Raw genomic sequence first — 16,808 nt, 5'->3', positions numbered from 1 at the left:
AATACTCAGGCTTGTGCCTGCCGGCCCGCGCGGGGCCGGCAGGGGCGATCAGACTTCTTCGACGGTCTGTGCTTCGTGGCGCGACAGGTTGATGCCGAGCTCCTCGGCTGCACGGAACACCTCATCATCGGAGTCGCGCATCTCGACGTGCATGCCATCCGAGGACAGCACCTCGACGTCGAGGCACAGCGACTGCATCTCCTTGATGAGCACCTTGAACGATTCCGGGATGCCCGGATTCGGCAGGTTGTCGCCCTTGACGATCGCCTCGTAGACCTTGACGCGGCCGGGGATGTCATCGGACTTGATCGTCAGCAGCTCCTGCAGGGTGTAGGCGGCACCGTATGCCTCCAGTGCCCACACCTCCATCTCACCGAAGCGCTGACCGCCGAACTGCGCCTTGCCGCCCAGCGGCTGCTGGGTGATCATCGAGTACGGTCCGGTCGAACGCGCGTGGATCTTGTCGTCGACCAGGTGGTGCAGCTTGAGCAGGTACATGTAGCCGACCGAGATCGGGTACGGGAACGGCTCGCCGGAGCGGCCGTCGAACAGGCGCGCCTTGCCCGAGGTGTCGACGAGGCGGTCGCCGTCGCGGTTCGGGTGGGTGGCTTCGAGCAGTCCGCGCAGCTCCTCTTCGTGCGCACCGTCGAACACCGGGGTGGCGACGTTGGTGCCGGCCTCCACCTCGGCGGCGAAGCCGTGGTCGAGGAGTTCGGTGGCCCACTCGGGGTTGCCTTCGATCTTCCAGCCCTGCTTGGCGATCCAGCCGAGGTGCACCTCGAACACCTGTCCGATGTTCATACGACGCGGCACGCCGTGCGGGTTGAGGATGACGTCGACGGGGGTGCCGTCTTCGAGGAACGGCATGTCCTCGACCGGCAGGATCGTCGAGATGACGCCCTTGTTGCCGTGGCGGCCGGCCATCTTGTCACCGATGGTGATCTTGCGGCGCTGGGCGACGTAGACGCGCACCAGCTGGTTGACGCCGGGCGAGAGCTCGTCGTCCTCGTCGCGGTCGAAGACCTTGACGCCGATGACGGTGCCGGACTCGCCGTGCGGGACCTTGAGCGAGGTGTCGCGGACTTCGCGGGACTTCTCACCGAAGATCGCGCGCAGCAGGCGCTCTTCGGGGGTCAGCTCGGTCTCGCCCTTCGGGGTGACCTTGCCGACGAGGATGTCGCCGTCGGTGACCTCGGCGCCGATGCGGATGATGCCGCGGTCGTCGAGATCGGCAAGCGCATCCGGGGAGATGTTCGGGATGTCCCGGGTGATCTCCTCGGCACCGAGCTTGGTGTCGCGGGCGTCGACTTCGTACTCTTCGATGTGGATCGAGGAGAGCACGTCGTCCTGCACCATGCGCTGGGACAGGATGATCGCATCCTCGTAGTTGTAGCCCTCCCACGACATGAATGCCACGAGGAGGTTCTTGCCCAGTGCCATCTCGCCGTCCTGGGTCGAGGGTCCGTCGGCGAGCACCGCACCGGCCTCCACCCGGTCACCCTCGTTGACGAGGATGCGCTGGTTGTAGGAGGTGCCGTGGTTGGAGCGGCGGAACTTCTCGGCCTTGTACGTCGTGGTGGTGCCGTCGTCGTTCATGACGGTGACGTAGTCGGCGCACACGTCGGTGACGACTCCGGGGTGCTCAGCGAGGATGACGTCGCCGGCGTCGACGGCGGAGCGGTACTCCATGCCGGTGCCGACCAGCGGCGATTCGCTGCGCACCAGCGGCACCGCCTGACGCTGCATGTTCGCACCCATGAGCGCGCGGTTGGCGTCGTCGTGCTCGAGGAACGGGATGAGCGCGGTGGCGACCGAGACCATCTGGCGTGCCGAGACGTCCATGTAGTCGACCTCGTCGACCGGGAGCAGCTCGGCTTCGCCGCTGCCGCCGGCCGGGCGGCAGAGCACGAACTCCTCGGCGAACTTGTCGTCCTCGGTCAGCGGGGCGTTGGCCTGCGCGATGTCGTATTCAAGTTCGTCATCGGCGGTGAGGTATTCGATCGTGTCGGTCACGAAACCGTTCTCGACCTTGCGGTACGGGGTCTCGATGAAGCCGAACGGGTTGATCCGGCCGTAGGAGGCCAGCGAGCCGATGAGGCCGATGTTCGGGCCTTCCGGCGTCTCGATCGGGCACATGCGGCCGTAGTGCGACGGGTGGACGTCGCGGACTTCCATGCCGGCGCGGTCGCGCGACAGGCCGCCGGGGCCAAGTGCCGACAGGCGGCGCTTGTGGGTCAGGCCGGCCAGCGGGTTGTTCTGGTCCATGAACTGCGACAGCTGGGAGGTTCCGAAGAACTCCTTGATCGCGGCCACGACCGGGCGGATGTTGATCAGCGACTGCGGGGTGATCGCCTCGACGTCCTGGGTCGTCATGCGCTCGCGCACGACGCGCTCCATACGCGACAGACCGGTGCGCACCTGGCTTTCGATGAGCTCGCCGACGGCGCGAATGCGGCGGTTGCCGAAGTGGTCGATGTCATCGAGGGCGACGCGGATCTCGGCGTCTTCGCCGTCGCGGCGGCCGGACATGGTGTCCTTGCCGGCGTGCAGCGAGACGATGTAGCGGATCGTCTGGGCGATGTCGTCGACGGTGAGCACCGAGTCCGACAGCGGCGCGTCGATGCCGAGCTTGCGGTTGATCTTGTAGCGGCCGACCTTGGCGAGGTCGTAGCGCTTGGCGTTGAAGTAGAGGTTCTTCAGCAGGTTCTCTGCCGCTTCGATCGTGGCAGGCTCTGCCGGGCGCAGCTTCTTGTAGATGTCGAGCAGGGCGTCTTCGCGGGTCTCGACGGTGTCCTTGGCCAGGGTCTCGCGGATCGACTCGAAGTCGCCGAACTCCTCGAGGATCTTCGAGCTGGTCCAACCGAGGGCCTTGAGCAGCACGGTGACCGACTGCTTGCGCTTGCGGTCCAGGCGCACACCCACCTGATCACGCTTGTCGATCTCGAACTCCAGCCAGGCACCGCGCGACGGGATGATCTTGGCGGTGTAGATGTCCTTGTCCGAGGTCTTGTCGGCAGCGGCCTCGAAGTAGGCGCCGGGCGAGCGGACGAGCTGGGAGACGACGACGCGCTCGGTGCCGTTGATGACGAAGGTGCCCTTGTCGGTCATGAGCGGGAAGTCGCCCATGAACACGGTCTGGCTCTTGATCTCGCCGGTGTTGTTGTTCATGAACTCGGCGGTGACGAACAGCGGCGCCGAGTAGGTCATGTCGCGTTCCTTGCACTCATCGATGGAGTACTTCGGAGGCTCGAAGCGGTGTTCGCGGAACGACAGGCTCATCGCGCCGGAGAAGTCCTCGATCGGGGAGATCTCCTCGAAGATGTCCTCCAGGCCCGAGGTGGTGGCAACGGAGTCATCGCCGGTCTCGATAGCCTCGGCGACGCGGTCCTGCCACTTCTCGTTGCCGATCAGCCAGTCGAAGCTGTCGGTCTGCAGGCCGAGGAGGTTCGGCAGCGGCAGCGGCTCGTTGATCTTCGCGAAAGAAACGCGCGTGGGTGGGTTAGCGGTCCTGGTGTGTTCGTTGGCGGCGGCCAATGGGATCCTTCCGAGTGGTTCACCTGGTCAGTTCGCTTCGCCTGCCTGAGAAGGAGAGGAGACGCGCCGCCGCACACACCGGACACAGCTCGCAGTGGCTGGTAGAGTCCCGGGTGAATGAGGGTCGGCTGGCCCCGATTCCGTCAGGCGCTGTGCGTGAGCCCACCGCTATATGAAGGCACCACAAAGACAAAGCAACGCAAAGGACCAGCATAGTCGCCGCATCCCCATGTGGCAAGCCGGTGTGGTAGAGTGCTGAGTTTTCGCCTCTGCTGCCCCATCTGCCCTGGTGAGCCGGTGATAGTCTGCGGCCATGTCTGCGCCTTCCCTGCCGGCCCCGGCGATCTTCGTCCACACCTCCGACCCGGCTGCGCTCAACTCCTATCTCATCATCGGCACCGAGCGCGCCGTCATCATCGACACCGGCGCTGGCCCCGCTCAGGCCGCCGGCATCCTCGACGTCTTCACCACCGTGCTCGCACAGCACAGGACGCCCGGCCGGGACGGCGAGCTGCCGATCGCCGTCGTCAACACCCACGACCATTGGGACCACTATTTCGGCAACGCCCATTTCGCCGCCTGCGGCGTCGAGAAGTTCTTCGGCTCCCCGGCCTTCGTCCGCGATCAGGCCGGTTCGGCCTGGCTGCAGTTCCATTCGGTGCCCCTGGAGGCCGAACCGCAGCTGCCGTCCGACCCGAGTGCGCTGGCCGTCGAGGTCGCGGCGCTGGCCGACGGCGCAGTCCTCGACATCGGCGGCTGGCAGCTGCACGCCTACGAGGTGCCCGGGCACACGGACACCGATCTCGTCCTCGCCTGCGCGGATGTCGTCTTCACCGGCGATCTCGTCGAAGAGGGTGCTGCGCCGCAGGCCGGCGATGACGCCACCCCGAGCCGCTGGGCGGCTGGGCTGCGGGAGCTTGCCGCCCTGCCCGGTGCCGAGGTGTTCGCACCCGGTCACGGACAGCCGGTCGACGCCGGGTTCGTCCGCCGTCAGGCCGAGGACATCGCTGCCCTTGCCGCCGATCCGGATCATGAGCTGGCAGCGGTAAGCGCCGCGCCGTTTTCCTTCGCTGAGAGCACCGGCCTTCCTGCGGGTGTGCGCCGCCTGCGCTGAGCAGCTCAACCGGCGAGCGCTCAGGGTCGCGGCGGCCCGCTGACCTCGCGGCTCATCGTCGTGCGCGGCTGGGTCTCTTCGGGCTCGACGTTGGGGTTGAGCCGGCCGGCATCGAACTGGTCGACCAGCGGCTGGGTGACGGCGATGTAGAGGTCGTAGTAGGTGTCGTCGCTGCCGCAGTTGTTGGCGGTCAGCGACTTCATCTGCTTGTCCCCGCGCCACAGCTCAACCTCGATCTCGCGCGCGCCCTCGCAGCCCTGCTCGGGGATGAAGTTCGTCCGCTCCTGAGCGGCCTCAGCGGCGGTGGCGACCTCGGACCACACCTCGGCGGGCAGCTCGACGCGCTCATAGCCGAGGAACTCCTCATGGGCGTGCACACGCAGGGCGGCCTTTTCCGGGACGGCCTCGATGACCCAGCTGCGGTTGGCCGCGCCGGTGCGCGGATCGGTGAACCGGGCGATGATCCCGGCATCGTGTGTGCCGACCTCGACCGGGCCGAGCAGTGTGCACCCCGACAGGCCGCTCACCAGTGCAAGCGCCAATGCACCGGCGGCCAGGCGCCTGCGGTTTCGGGGCAGTCGGATCATGATCCGATCCTAGGATGCTTCCGCGCCCGAAGCGGGAGGCATGTCAGCATGTCGCACTCCCGGCTGTGGATAACCGGTTCTGCACGCGGAGATTCGCTAGGGTGAGGCACAGCACCCATCGAAAGCGAGTCTGCCGTGAACGCCTCAGCTGCAGCAGGACTGAATCTCATCAGCCTCATCCTCACACTGCTGCTGGTGGGCTATGCGACGGTGGCGTGGTTCGCGGCCTGGACGACCGCTCGTGTCAAAGACCGACCGCGGCCGACCCCGGCACCAGCATCCCACCGCCCGGCGCCTGGGCAGCCGCCGGCCGGCAGGCAGCCGGCATCCGGCCGACCAGGACCACCACCGCCTGTACCTCCCGGGTCAGCGCCGCCGCAATCAGGTCCGCCGCGACCGGAGAATCCGGGACCTGAGCATCCGGGACCTGGACATCCGGGCCGGCACGAGGGTATGCACCCTCACCAGCGTCCGCCGCAGGCGGGCAACCGGTTCGCTCCTCCCCCGCCGTCTCCGGGCATGCGGGCTCCTGCCGGTCCCCCGATGCGCCCGGGCGTGCCGCATCCGGGTCCGCACCCCGGCTCGCCCGGCCCACCCCGGCTGCCCTACCCGCCCCATGCCGGCGGCGGGCATCCCGGTCATGCAGCCACCGCCTCGGGCCCGGTGAGACCACCAATCGACCGGACGAGCCTGTACCTCAACATCCTGCTCGGGGTCGCGGCGCTGCTCATGATCACTGCGGCGATCATCTTCATCACCGTCGCCTCCTCGACTGTCGTCAAGGCTGTGAGTCTGTGGGTCGTCGCCGTCGTCTTCTACGGCGCCGGGCTCATCGTCTATTCGTTCGTCTCCAAGCTGCGGCCGGTCGGCTTCGCCCTCACGGCAATCGGCCTGGCGATCATCCCGATCGCCGGGTTCGGCCTCGGCGGCTGGCAGCTGACCTCCGGAACGCTGGCCTGGTTCATCTCCTCTGCCGCCGGCGTGCTCGCCTACCTGGGCGCTGCAGTGGTGCTGCGCTCCCAGCTCGTCACCTGGCTCAGCGTGGCGTTTACGTTCTCGCTGACGATGTCGGCGATCGCACTGACCCCGGCACCGGTGGTCTGGTACTTCGTCGTCCTCATCCTCACCACCGCTCCCCTGGCGCTGCTGGCAGTGCTGCTGCGCAGCCGGCTGGCCGAGAAGTACATCCGCCCGCAGATCATCCTCGGCGATGTGCTCGCACCCCTGGCCGTGGCCGGCGCCGTCTTCATCGACCCGGTTCCGACCCGCCTGGAGTGGGGCATCCTGTTCGCCGCCCTCGGTGTGCACTTCCTCGTCGGCGCCCTGCTGCGCCGTTCGCCGCTTCGCGGGGTCGGGGCGCGGTTCAGCTTCGCGCTGGCGATCCTGCTCATCATCAGCGGGTTGGTCCACAACGAGATGATCGGCCTGCACGCCAGCTGGAACCGCCCGCTGACCACGGTCGCGGCCTTGCTCATCGGTGCGGCCTTCTTCACCGAGGCTGCCCTGCGCCGCCCGGCCCGCCGAGGCGGCCCTACCCCTCAGCCGGAGGCGTCCGAGCTGCCGGCGGCCATGGCCGCACCTGCCATACAGGCGGCGGCTGCGCACATCGCGCTCATGCTCGCCGGCAGCTTCCTCTACGCCACCGGCATCGTGCTCGCCGAGGTGCCCTACACCGACCCGGCCAGCACCATTGCCACGATCCTCATCAGCGTCACCGGGCTGCTGGCAGCAGGTGCCGCCGTGTTCGCGGCCCTGCGCGCCGATGCACTGCTGCCGCTGGGCGCCGGGATCGCAGTCGCGGCCCGGACCGGGGCGTTCATCGTCTACCAGGTTATGGACCTCGGCCCGCAGGATGCCCCGCTGGGTGACCAGCTGCCCAGCGGGGTGGCGACGAGCGCCGGATTCATCTGGCATGTGCTGCTGCTCATCGGGCTCGCGTGGCTCAGCTCGATCATCACCTCCCGCCGGGCCCGCCACCTCACGGTGCTGCGCGCCGGCATGCCGCCGCTCATGCCGGCTGCCGCTCTCCTGCTGCTGATCCCGGCGCCGATGGCAGCCGCCGATATCGACTCGCCGGTCAGCACGCTCATCGTCATCGCGTCTGTGGCGGCACTGGGACTGTGCGCATGGTGGGCGCGCAATGCGCTGCTCGTCACCGGCGCTGTGCCGGTGGCGCTGGCCTTCGGCTACGTCCTCGGTGACATCTGGAAGGCGCTCGGACTGGGCTCGAGCGTCGCCTCCCCGATCGTCACCGGCGGATACCTCATCATCGTCGCCGCAGCTCTTGCCGGGCTGGCCCTCGCCGAGGTGGGTCTGCGCCGGCGCGGACGGACCTGGCGTGCCCGCTACGCGATCATCACCGCAGGCATCCTCGCGGCGTTCTTCGGGTTCGGGCTGCTGTTCAGGATCGTCACACTGGGCATCGAGGACAGTCAGGCCGCCTACATCGCCGGGCCGGTTCTCCTGTTCATCACCGTCGGACTGTTCGCAGCCGGTCACTGGGCCAGCCGCAGACTGGCCGCCGCCGGTCGCGGGCCCGGGCTTCGCTACAGCGAGCTGCGGCTGCTGCCGCTGAGCATCTCGGCAGTGGCGGCTTTCCTCGCCAGCGTGCTCATCATCTGCCTCCATTCGGTCGAGCACGTGCGGCTGGCGGCAGCGATCGTGCTCCTGCTGCTGGCCGCCGTCGCCTTCGCCCACGCGTTCGCCGCCCATGTCCCCGAAGTCGTGCTCCCCGGGTTCCTCGCTCTCTACCACGGGATTCGGGTCCTCGCCGGACTCGGCATCACCGACGCGGCACTGGCGCACCTGCTGGCGGCATGGCTGGTCTGGATGCTGGCGTACGCGCTGTACTGGTTCGTCTCGGTCGCCTATGACCGCAAGCCGGATGCCCGGCACCTCGTCGCCGGATTCTCCCGCTGGTCACTCGCCCCGCTGATCGCAGCGTTCGCCGCGATGCTCACCGCCTTCATCAGCGCACTGCTCGTCGACGCAGAGGTGCCGGTACTCCATTCGCTCACGATGCTCATCGCCGGCATCACGCTCATGATGCCGGCATTCATGCTCGTGCTGCTGGCCCAGCGGTTCCCGCACCAGCTCACGCGCCGCATCACCGCTGAGGTCGCCACCTATATCGGCGCGGTCGGCGGGATGATCGCGCTGGCTGGAATCTGGCAGCTGCACCTCGTCGTGCCCCTGCATGTGCTGCTGGCCGCAGCGATCGGCTGGGCGATCTTCTGCGCGCGCAGCCAGCCGCCGCGCAGCGGGCCCGGTGCCCAGTTCGTCCGCGTCGACCTGCGCACCGTCATCCCGATGGCGTTCATCACGCTCACCGGCACGATCGCAGCGTTCACCGCCGAGCACGCCGGTTACTCCCTGCTGTTCCTCATCGACCATGCCGCACTGCTCATCGCCGGCGCCGTCCTGCTGCGAGCCTGGGCGCTGTGGTGGGGGCTGGCCGGCGTCAGCGCCGGCATCGTGTGGTTCCTGCGCGATCTCATGTGGCTGGCCCTCGTCATCATCGCCGTGTTCATCATCGGCGTCGTCATCTGGCAGCTGCTGCGCAAACCGAAGAGTCCCGAGCCGCAGGGCAGCCCAGTCCAGGAGCCTCCGCAGAACCCGTCGCATGCCGGCCCGGCGCACGGATTCGGACCGCCGCACGTCCCGCCGCGGCAGGGCCCACCACCACCTGCTCCTCCCCAGCCGCCCGGCCAGGTCCCAAGCGGGACCGGCCAGCTGCCGCCTCGGGAACGGAACTGGCAACCGCCTGCCCAGCCCCCGCCTGCCCCGCCGGCGGGGACGTGGCAGGAACCCCGTCACGATGGATGACCTGCTGATCGAACGGGTGCTGCGGGCGGCTGAATGCGTGCCCGCGGGTCAGGTGGTCAGCTACGGCATGATCGCCGAGCTCGTCGGCACCTCCCCGCGGCTGGTCGGCAGGATCATGGCCACGTGGGGATCGAATGTCGCCTGGTGGCGGGTGACGAACGCCAGCGGCCGGCTGCCGGAGGCGATCACGATCCGCGCGCTGGAGCAGTGGACGGCCGAGGGAACTCCCCTGACTGCTGACCGGCACGCGGTGGCGATGGCGCGCGCTCAGGCGGATGCGGCCGCACTTGCGAGCGCGTGGCAGACCGCATGCGCTGATCTGCCTGCGCTGTGATCGGTGTTGTGAATAGCAGCAGCCCCGCTGCCAGCTGACAGCGGGGCTGTTGACGTGATCCCGGCTCGGCTTCGCGTGTGCGCTGCCTGGCCGGGTGGAAGATCACTTGAGCGAGACGGTGGCGCCTGCGCCCTCGAGGGCTTCCTTGGCCTTCTCGGCGGTCTCCTTGTCGGCGCCTTCGAGGACGGCCTTCGGAGCGTTGTCGACGAGGTCCTTGGCTTCCTTCAGTCCGAGCGAGGTGATGCCGCGGACCTCCTTGATGACCGGAACCTTCTTGTCGCCGGCCGACTCGAGGATGACGTCGAACTCGGTCTTCTCTTCAGCAGCGGCATCGCCACCGCCGGCACCGCCGGCAGCAGGAGCGGCAACGGCGGCAACCGGAGCGGCTGCCTCGACCTCGAAGGTCTCCTCGAACTTCTTGACGAAGTCCGACAGTTCGATGAGGGAGAGCTCCTTGAATGCTTCGATGAGCTCTTCGGGGGTGAGCTTAGCCATGGTGGCTATGTCCTTCCGTACGTGGCTGGTTCTTCAGCCGTGAATGGATTGTCTGTGGGTCTGAGTGAAACTCAGGCGTCCTCGGCAGCCGCTTCGCCGCCCTGCTTTTCGCGCAGAGCGTCGACGGTGCGCGCGGCCTTGACCAGCGGAGCGGTGAACATGTAGGCAGCGTTGTACATGCTTGCCTTCATGGCACCGGCCGCCTTGGCCAGCAGCACCTCACGGGATTCGAGGTCGGCGAGTTTCGTGATGTCCTCAGCGGTCATGGCGTTACCTTCGAAGTAACCACCCTTGATGACCAGCTGCGGATTCGCCTTGGCAAAGTCACGCAGGACCTTGGCGGCTTCGGAGGGTTCACCGGTGACGAAGGCGATGGCCGAGGGGCCAGTGAGCTGTCCCTCGAGCGCTTCGATGCCGGCTTCCTTAGCCGCGATAGCGGTCAGCGTATTCTTTACCACGGCGTAGGAGGCGTTCTCACCGAGACCACGGCGCAGCTCCTTGAGCTGCGCCACGGTGAGACCGCGGTACTCGGTCAGCACTGCAGCAGGAGCGTTCTCAAAGAGTTCCTTGAGTTCGGCTACTGCGGCTGCCTTGTCAGGCCTCGCCATGGTATTCCTTTCGTATATGTCGGTGCGTCAGACGCGAAAAAGCGTTCCGCGCAGGTTGCACGGAACGCTTGCACATCCGGATTCTCATGGCTGCTCAGCAGCCGGATCACCGGGACAGTCATCCACTACACACCTGCGCTGGCCACTCTTGCGAGTCTTCGTTCACAGCGGCTCACAGCTGCACGCGGAGGAGAGATGTGAGTCCCTGTGAAGACCGACGGTCTTGGGCAAGTATCAGCATAGAGCACAGCGCGCCGAGAATCCAAATCAGGGTTGGCGCCGCGTTCGCGGGCGCTCCGGCACTGCGCTGGAGACGTTCGCCCCTGCATTGGGTCCGGAACGGCGATGAGCGCCCATCCATCGTTGGCGCGCTGCAGATCGTCAGCCGGTGGTGCGTGCACGGCGGTGATACGGGGAATCTGCGCCAGCTGCAGCTTCACATGCGGGCGCGAGCGCATATCCCGGACGCAGGACAGACTCCGCTCAACGCCACAGGCCCGCCTGTCCCCAACGGTGTGGGGGCAGGCGGGGCCTGTGGGGTGCGGCTGCAGACCTCAGACCGACTGGCGGCTGGGTCGTGCCTCCGGTGTCACTTGCGCAGGGCGGATACGTCCATCGGGATGGCCGGGCCGTTCGTCGTCGTCATGGTCGCCTTCGAGATGTAGCGACCCTTCGACGAGGACGGCTTGAGGCGCATGACCTCGTCCATCGCAGCGTTGAAGTTGTCCTCGAGTGCACTCTGGTCAAAGGACACCTTGCCGATGATGAAGTGCAGGTTCGAGTGCTTGTCGATGCGGAACTCGATCTTTCCGCCCTTGATGTCCGAGACGGCCTTCGCCACGTCCATGGTGACGGTGCCGGTCTTCGGGTTCGGCATGAGGCCGCGGGGGCCGAGCACCTTGCCGAGTCGTCCGACCTTGCCCATCATGTCCGGGGTGGCGACGGCTGCGTCGAAGTCGGTGAAGCCGCCAGCGACCTTCTCGAGCAGGTCATCGGAGCCGACGTAGTCGGCACCTGCTTCGCGGGCTGCTTCGGCACGGTCGCCGGCTGCGAACACCAGGACCTTAGCGGTCTTGCCGGTACCGTGCGGGAGGTTGACGGTGCCGCGCACCATCTGGTCAGCCTTGCGCGGGTCTACGCCGAGGCGCAGAGCGACCTCCACGGTGGCGTCGAACTTCGCGACAGAGGTGTCCTTGGCCAGGGAGACTGCCTGAGCCGGTTCGTAGTATGTGTCAGCCGCGATCTTCTCCGCGGCGGCCTGATAGGCCTTTGAGCGCTTTGCCATCTGCTTCTCTCCTTGCAGTTGTGGTGTCGGGGAGCGCGCTGCTCCTACCACGTGATGTCGGTGCCGTTGCCGGCCGGTTCCACCGAGCCGGGGCACCGTTCATCACATTTCGACGTCGGTGGTGATTCCCATCGAGCGGGCGGTGCCGGCGACGATCTTCGACGCTGCGTCGATGTCGTTGGCGTTGAGGTCCGGCATCTTGGTTTCGGCGATCTCGCGCACCTGGTCCTTGGTCAGATGTCCGACCTTGTCGGTGTGCGGGGTGGCCGAGCCCGACTTCAGACCGGCGGCCTTCTTGATGAGCTCCGCAGCCGGCGGAGTCTTCGTGATGAAGGTGAACGAGCGGTCTTCGTAGACGGTGATTTCAACCGGGACGACGTTGCCACGCATGGATTCCGTTGCGGCGTTGTACGCCTTGCAGAACTCCATGATGTTGACGCCGTGCTGACCAAGCGCGGGGCCGATCGGCGGTGCGGGGTTGGCCGCACCAGCCTGGATCTGAAGCTTGATCAGGCCGGCTACCTTTTTCTTGGGAGGCATTCTTCGGTCCTTAATACTTCGATGAAGCCCTCGGCGGCTGCCGAGGGTCGTTCCCTGCGCGGGATGCGTCAGGGGTGCTGCGCCGCGCTCCGATGAATGTCGCAGGCGCAAACCACACCATTATTCCATGAACAGCCCGTGGTTGTTAAATCCAGCCCTAGGCCCTCCAGACGCCGCCGCGCCCGAGGCGGTTCTCACCTCGGGCGCGGCTGTGTGCCGGGATGTGCCGGCGAACGCTGTGGTGCGGCTCAGATCTTGGCGACCTGGTCGAAGCCGAGTTCGACGGGAACATCGCGCTCGAAGATCGACAGCAGGACGGTGAGCTTCTGCGATTCGGGGCGGATCTCCTGGATCGTGGCCGGGTGTCCTTCGAAGGAGCCCTCCTTGACCATGACGGATTCGCCGACTTCGAATTCGACCTCGTAGGCGGCTCCGCCCTCAGCGGCGGCCTTCGCCTGCTCGCCGGCTTCGGCAGCGGCCTTGGCCTGCTCCTCTTCGAAGACCGGAGCGAGCATCGAGAAGACCTCGTCGATGGTGAGCGGGACGGGGTCGTAGGCGTTGCCGACGAAGCCGGTGACACCCGGGGTGTGGCGCACAACGCCCCATGATTCGTCGGTCAGCTCCATGCGCACGAGCACGTAGCCGGGGATGCGCACCCGGCGGACCTGCTTGCGCTGGGCGTTCTTGACCTCGATGACGTCTTCCATCGGCACCTGGATCTCGAAGATGTAGTCTTCCATGTCCAGCGAGATGATGCGGTTCTCGAGGTTGGCCTTCACGCGGTTCTCGTAGCCGGCGTAGGAGTGGATGACGTACCAGTCGCCGTCCTTCATGCGCAGCTCGGACTTGAATTCCTCGGCCGGATCGTGCTCGTCGCCGGTGTCCTCGGCGGCCGGCGCCTGCTCGGTCGCCTCGTCGGCGGCCGGCTGGCTGGCAGTCTCCTCAGTGACAGCCTCATCGGCAGTCGGCTCTGCGGCTGCGTCGAGGTTCTCGGTTTCCGGGGTGTTGTCCGACACCTGTTCTCCTTGTGCTTAGGTCGTGGGGCGTGGCCTGGCGTGTGCGGGCGCGTCTGCGGCTGTGTCGCCGATCAGCGGCTGGATCAGCCGACTAACCCCACAGAGGCCAGATCGGCGAGCCGCCGAAGACGAAGCCGGAGAGCTTTCCGAACAGCAGATCCAAGACGGTGACGAGCAGCATCATGAAGATGACGAACCCGAGCACGACGAGCGTGTAGTTGATGAGCTCCTTGCGGGTGGGCGTGACCACCTTCTTGAGCTCGCTGATCACCTCGCGGAAGAACTGCATGATCGTACCGAAGAAGCCGCGCTTCTCAGAGGTTCCTGCGGGTGTCTCGGTCACGCTTCCTCACTCGGGGGTCGTTGTGCTTCGCCGTTCTCAGCAGGGGTGACAGGACTCGAACCTGCAACCTACGGTTTTGGAGACCGTTGCGCTACCAATTGCGCCACACCCCTTCGGCCGTGCGGGCACGGCCGGGACATGAAACAGACCCGGGGACCCGGGTCGGCTTCCGCCAAGGTACGAGCATACACGTTCGATGTCTCATCCGTCTAACGACGGTTCACTCCGCTTCGGCCGGCGCCCAGGGGCCCGGCTGCGGGATGGGCATCCACGGGCTGAAGCTGACCTGTGCGTCCATGTCGACGGTGACGACCTGCACGTCGATGGGCTGGCGGGTCTGTGCGTCGTAGCGGATGAAGGAGAACTCGGCGGGCATCTTGAGCGGGCCCGGTGTCAGCGCATTGGCCAGTGCCCCGCCGGTCGTCGAGTTGACGAACCGGGTGGCCGGGCCGAACGCTTCTGGCCCGACCCGCCGGTGCCAGTGGCCGGAGATGGCGAAGCCTGCGCAGCCCTCGCCGAGGGCCGCCGCTGCCTGCCTGGGGTCGTGGATGACGAGAGTGTCGATGTCCTCGGTCGCACACGCCTCGGCGGCGACCCGGTCGGTGAACTCGGCGCCGGTCTCTCCGCGTTCGAGCACGTCGCCGGTGGGGAAAACGGTGCGCCGCGGATCCGGCAGCCCGAAGAACGTCAGTCCGGCGGCGGTCACCGGCTGTCCGTCGAGGACCTTCCAGCCGAGTGAGCGGGCGTGGGCGGCGGTGTCGGCCGAGTCGTGGTTGCCTTTGACGTAGACGCGGGGCAGGTCGTCCGGCAGCGCCTGGTGCACGGAGTCGACACAGATGTTCTCGGCGGTGGTGCCGGTCATCGTGATGTCCCCGCCGTCGAGGTAGAGGTCGGCCCCCGACAGCTGGGCGGCGCGGGCGAGCACCCGCGACATGCCGGTGTTGCAGTGGATGTCGGAGGCCATGAGCACGGTGATGACGCCGGCCGGCTCATTCTCTTGTGCACCGGCCTGCCCGCCCGCCTGGGCCTCCCCGTTATCGGCCGCCTCGCCGACAGCCCCGCCGGTGGCCGCCTCCCCGGTCGCGGCCTGGGCTCCGTCGCCACCGGCTGGCGGGTCGCCGGCCAGCGGCTGGTCCCAGTTGGGCCGGGGCACCAGGTCCGCGCCCGAGGTCGTGCGCGGGCTGGTCGGGCGCCTGAGCCAGGCGGCGTCCAGGCTCGTGCGGGCGGTGTCGTAGAAGGTCTCGTTGTCGTCGTAGTAGTCGGTGACGACGCGGGCGACTTCGTCGATGATGCCGGAGAACCTGCCGGTCACCTCGGACCCGGCCAGCGGTGTGCGGTCGAACACCGGGTTCGGGGTGATCTGCTTGGGCGCGCTCACCGGCACGGCGATGATGGCGATGAGCACCGCGGCGAGGCTGAGCACGAGCGCGGTCATCGGCCCGTCGGCCGGGTCCCGCTCGCTGGAGGTCGCGAGCTGCGGGCGGGTGCGCCTGTGCAGCAGGTAGGCCCCGGCCACCACGGTGATCACTCCGGCGGCGATGAGGTCGCGGGTGAGCGCATCGGCGATGATGCCGTTGCGCACGACGGTGACGAGTGCGTCGATATCGCCGAACAGGCTGGCATAGGCGGTGGCGTCCTGGGCGAGTTCGTCGATCGTCGAGACCGGCACGCCGGCATGGTTCGGGATCTCCTCGACGGTGACGTCAACGCCGAGGCCCAGCGGGAGTCTGTCGCCTGCCGGTATCACGAGCTCGCCGATCGGCCCGAGGTCGACGGTGATCGCCCCGTCGGTCGTGACCGCATAGGTTGCATCGTGCGGGCCGAAGTTCGCCTCGGTCTGCGCGGTCGTCACCGCCCACGGTGCAGCGAGCAGGGCGCCTGCGAGGAACAGTCCGAGGGCTGCGGCCAGGAATCGCGCCGCGGCTGCGAGGCGGGAGATTGCCCGGCGTGCGGGGCGCTGAGCTGAGACCATGCGGGCAATTATACGAGCGGCCCACCGCCGGGTGACAGGCCAGCCCATCAGGGCAGATGCCGGCTGCCGGCGGCAGGCGCAGCGGGGCATCGACTAGACTGTCGTCATGGTGACACGGGAGGATCTGCGCGCACTTCCCAAGGCCCACCTGCACCTGCACTTCACCGGCTCGCTGGCTGATGAGACGCTCGCCGAGCTCGCCGCCGAGGCCGGCATCCGGCTGCCGCGCGGCATCGTCGGTTCGACTCCGACGAACCTGTCCCCTGACCAGCGCGGCTGGTTCCGCTTCCAGCGCCTCTACGATGCCGCCCGCGCGGTCGTGCGCGGGGAGACGATCATGCGCCGGGTCGTCGCCGAGGCCGCAGCCGCCGAACGGGCCGAGGGCTCGCGCTGGCTGGAGCTGCAGATCGACCCGACCTCCTATGGCCCCTACGTCGGCGGCATCACTCCGGCTTTGGAGATCGTCCTCGATGAGGCCGCCCGCCAGTCTGGGCCGGACTTCGGCATGGCGATCATCGTCGCCGCCTCCCGCACCCGCAGCCAGTTCGAGGCCCGCACACTGGCCCGGCTTGCCGCCCAGTACGCCGGCGATGAGGCCGCCACCGTCGTCGGCTTCGGGCTGTCGAACGATGAGCGCCGCGGCGACACTGCAGAGTTCCGGCACGCCTTCCGCATCGCCCGCCGAGCCGGCCTGGCCTCCCTGCCCCACGGCGGGGAGCTGCTCGGACCCGCGCACATCCGCGAGGTCATCGCGCACCTGCGCCCCCACCGCCTCGGGCACGGGGTGCGGGCGGTGGAGGATCCGCAGCTGCTGGACCAGATCGTTGACGCCGGTATCGGCCTGGAGGTGTGCCCGGGTTCGAACGTCTCGCTCGGGGTGTACGCCACCGATGAGCAGGTGCCGCTGCGCCGGCTGTTCGACTCCGGTGCGCAGATCGCGCTCGGGGCCGATGACCCGCTCATCTTCGATTCGCGGCTGGTCGATCAGTATGCTGCCGCCGCCGAGGCGGGGCTGACCCGGGCGGAGATCGCCGAGCTTGCCCGGCAGTCCTTTGCGATCTCACTGGCACCTGAGCGGATCCGGCAGGCCGCGATCAGTGACATCGACCGCTGGGAGGCCGCAGGCTGAGCCTGCCGCGGCCGACCGCGCCTGCC

Annotated in this window: 13 protein-coding genes and 1 tRNA gene; 4 read left to right on the top strand and 10 right to left on the bottom strand. The window is 67.7% G+C overall.

Annotated elements, in window-relative coordinates:
* Nucleotides 1–48: 48 nt before the first annotated feature.
* Nucleotides 49–3,534 carry a DNA-directed RNA polymerase subunit beta gene (gene rpoB / locus HLA91_RS01780; protein ID WP_170273278.1) on the bottom strand — a complete coding sequence of 1,162 codons (3,486 nt, stop codon included), beginning with the start codon at nt 3,532–3,534 and terminating at the stop codon, nt 49–51.
* A 313-nt stretch (nt 3,535–3,847) separates the two neighbouring features.
* Between rpoB and HLA91_RS01775 the strand changes: the two genes are divergently transcribed.
* On the top strand, nt 3,848–4,648 hold the full coding sequence (locus HLA91_RS01775; RefSeq protein WP_170273277.1) for an MBL fold metallo-hydrolase: 801 nt from the start codon (nt 3,848–3,850) through the stop codon (nt 4,646–4,648).
* A gap of 20 nt (nt 4,649–4,668) precedes the next feature.
* On the opposite strand, the gene HLA91_RS01770 is transcribed toward HLA91_RS01775, so the two are convergent.
* Nucleotides 4,669–5,235, bottom strand: a complete 567-nt coding sequence (locus HLA91_RS01770; protein ID WP_170273276.1) for a hypothetical protein — start codon at nt 5,233–5,235, stop codon at nt 4,669–4,671.
* Between the two features lie 663 nt (nt 5,236–5,898).
* Between HLA91_RS01770 and HLA91_RS01765 the strand changes: the two genes are divergently transcribed.
* Both HLA91_RS01765 and HLA91_RS01760 read left to right on the top strand, forming a co-directional pair.
* On the top strand, nt 5,899–9,060 hold the full coding sequence (locus HLA91_RS01765) for a hypothetical protein (protein WP_170273275.1): 3,162 nt from the start codon (nt 5,899–5,901) through the stop codon (nt 9,058–9,060).
* Entirely contained in the window at nt 9,053–9,394 is a 342-nt protein-coding gene (locus tag HLA91_RS01760) for an MGMT family protein (protein ID WP_170273274.1), read from the top strand. Before HLA91_RS01765 ends, HLA91_RS01760 begins: the two co-directional genes overlap by 8 nt.
* A 102-nt stretch (nt 9,395–9,496) precedes the next feature.
* On the opposite strand, the gene rplL is transcribed toward HLA91_RS01760, so the two are convergent.
* The 8 genes from rplL to HLA91_RS01720 form a co-directional block, all read right to left on the bottom strand.
* The gene (gene rplL / locus HLA91_RS01755; protein ID WP_102161449.1) at nt 9,497–9,889 is read right to left on the bottom strand and encodes a 50S ribosomal protein L7/L12; all 393 of its coding nucleotides are present in this window, start codon (nt 9,887–9,889) and stop codon (nt 9,497–9,499) included.
* A 71-nt stretch (nt 9,890–9,960) separates the two neighbouring features.
* A complete protein-coding gene (gene rplJ, locus HLA91_RS01750; protein ID WP_170273273.1) occupies nt 9,961–10,497 on the bottom strand; it encodes a 50S ribosomal protein L10 in 537 nt (178 codons plus the stop codon).
* Nucleotides 10,498–11,086: 589 nt separating this feature from the next.
* On the bottom strand, nt 11,087–11,782 hold the full coding sequence (gene rplA, locus HLA91_RS01745; protein WP_102161446.1) for a 50S ribosomal protein L1: 696 nt from the start codon (nt 11,780–11,782) through the stop codon (nt 11,087–11,089).
* 102 nt (nt 11,783–11,884) lie between these two features.
* The gene (gene rplK / locus HLA91_RS01740; protein WP_102161444.1) at nt 11,885–12,322 is read right to left on the bottom strand and encodes a 50S ribosomal protein L11; all 438 of its coding nucleotides are present in this window, start codon (nt 12,320–12,322) and stop codon (nt 11,885–11,887) included.
* Nucleotides 12,323–12,570: 248 nt separating this feature from the next.
* Entirely contained in the window at nt 12,571–13,338 is a 768-nt protein-coding gene (nusG, locus tag HLA91_RS01735) for a transcription termination/antitermination protein NusG (RefSeq protein WP_170273272.1), read from the bottom strand.
* 91 nt (nt 13,339–13,429) lie between these two features.
* The gene (gene secE, locus HLA91_RS01730) at nt 13,430–13,681 is read right to left on the bottom strand and encodes a preprotein translocase subunit SecE (RefSeq protein WP_404801662.1); all 252 of its coding nucleotides are present in this window, start codon (nt 13,679–13,681) and stop codon (nt 13,430–13,432) included.
* Nucleotides 13,682–13,721: 40 nt separating this feature from the next.
* A tRNA-Trp gene (locus tag HLA91_RS01725) sits at nt 13,722–13,794 on the bottom strand.
* 107 nt (nt 13,795–13,901) lie between these two features.
* A complete protein-coding gene (locus tag HLA91_RS01720) occupies nt 13,902–15,653 on the bottom strand; it encodes a metallophosphoesterase family protein (protein ID WP_170273271.1) in 1,752 nt (583 codons plus the stop codon).
* 106 nt (nt 15,654–15,759) lie between these two features.
* On the opposite strand from HLA91_RS01720, the gene HLA91_RS01715 reads away from it, so the two are divergent.
* The gene (locus tag HLA91_RS01715) at nt 15,760–16,782 is read left to right on the top strand and encodes an adenosine deaminase (protein ID WP_170273270.1); all 1,023 of its coding nucleotides are present in this window, start codon (nt 15,760–15,762) and stop codon (nt 16,780–16,782) included.
* Nucleotides 16,783–16,808: the final 26 nt, after the last annotated feature.

The sequence above is a fragment of the Brevibacterium luteolum genome, from assembly GCF_013004595.1.
In the GTDB taxonomy this organism is placed as follows: Bacteria; Actinomycetota; Actinomycetes; order Actinomycetales; family Brevibacteriaceae; genus Brevibacterium; species Brevibacterium luteolum.
The sequence above is the reverse complement of the archived record's forward strand: the minus strand, read 5'-3'. Positions and strand labels throughout refer to the sequence as shown.

What these genes read in the sequence shown, in the direction of transcription:
- HLA91_RS01775 (WP_170273277.1), top strand. Translation starts at nt 3,848, where the DNA reads ATGTCTGCGCCTTCCCTGCCGGCCCCGGCGATCTTCGTCCACACCTCC.
- HLA91_RS01770 (WP_170273276.1), bottom strand. Translation starts at nt 5,235, where the DNA reads ATGATCCGACTGCCCCGAAACCGCAGGCGCCTGGCCGCCGGTGCATTG.
- HLA91_RS01760 (WP_170273274.1), top strand. Translation starts at nt 9,053, where the DNA reads ATGGATGACCTGCTGATCGAACGGGTGCTGCGGGCGGCTGAATGCGTG.
- rplL (WP_102161449.1), bottom strand. Translation starts at nt 9,889, where the DNA reads ATGGCTAAGCTCACCCCCGAAGAGCTCATCGAAGCATTCAAGGAGCTC.
- rplJ (WP_170273273.1), bottom strand. Translation starts at nt 10,497, where the DNA reads ATGGCGAGGCCTGACAAGGCAGCCGCAGTAGCCGAACTCAAGGAACTC.
- rplA (WP_102161446.1), bottom strand. Translation starts at nt 11,782, where the DNA reads ATGGCAAAGCGCTCAAAGGCCTATCAGGCCGCCGCGGAGAAGATCGCG.
- rplK (WP_102161444.1), bottom strand. Translation starts at nt 12,322, where the DNA reads ATGCCTCCCAAGAAAAAGGTAGCCGGCCTGATCAAGCTTCAGATCCAG.
- HLA91_RS01720 (WP_170273271.1), bottom strand. Translation starts at nt 15,653, where the DNA reads ATGGTCTCAGCTCAGCGCCCCGCACGCCGGGCAATCTCCCGCCTCGCA.
- HLA91_RS01715 (WP_170273270.1), top strand. Translation starts at nt 15,760, where the DNA reads ATGGTGACACGGGAGGATCTGCGCGCACTTCCCAAGGCCCACCTGCAC.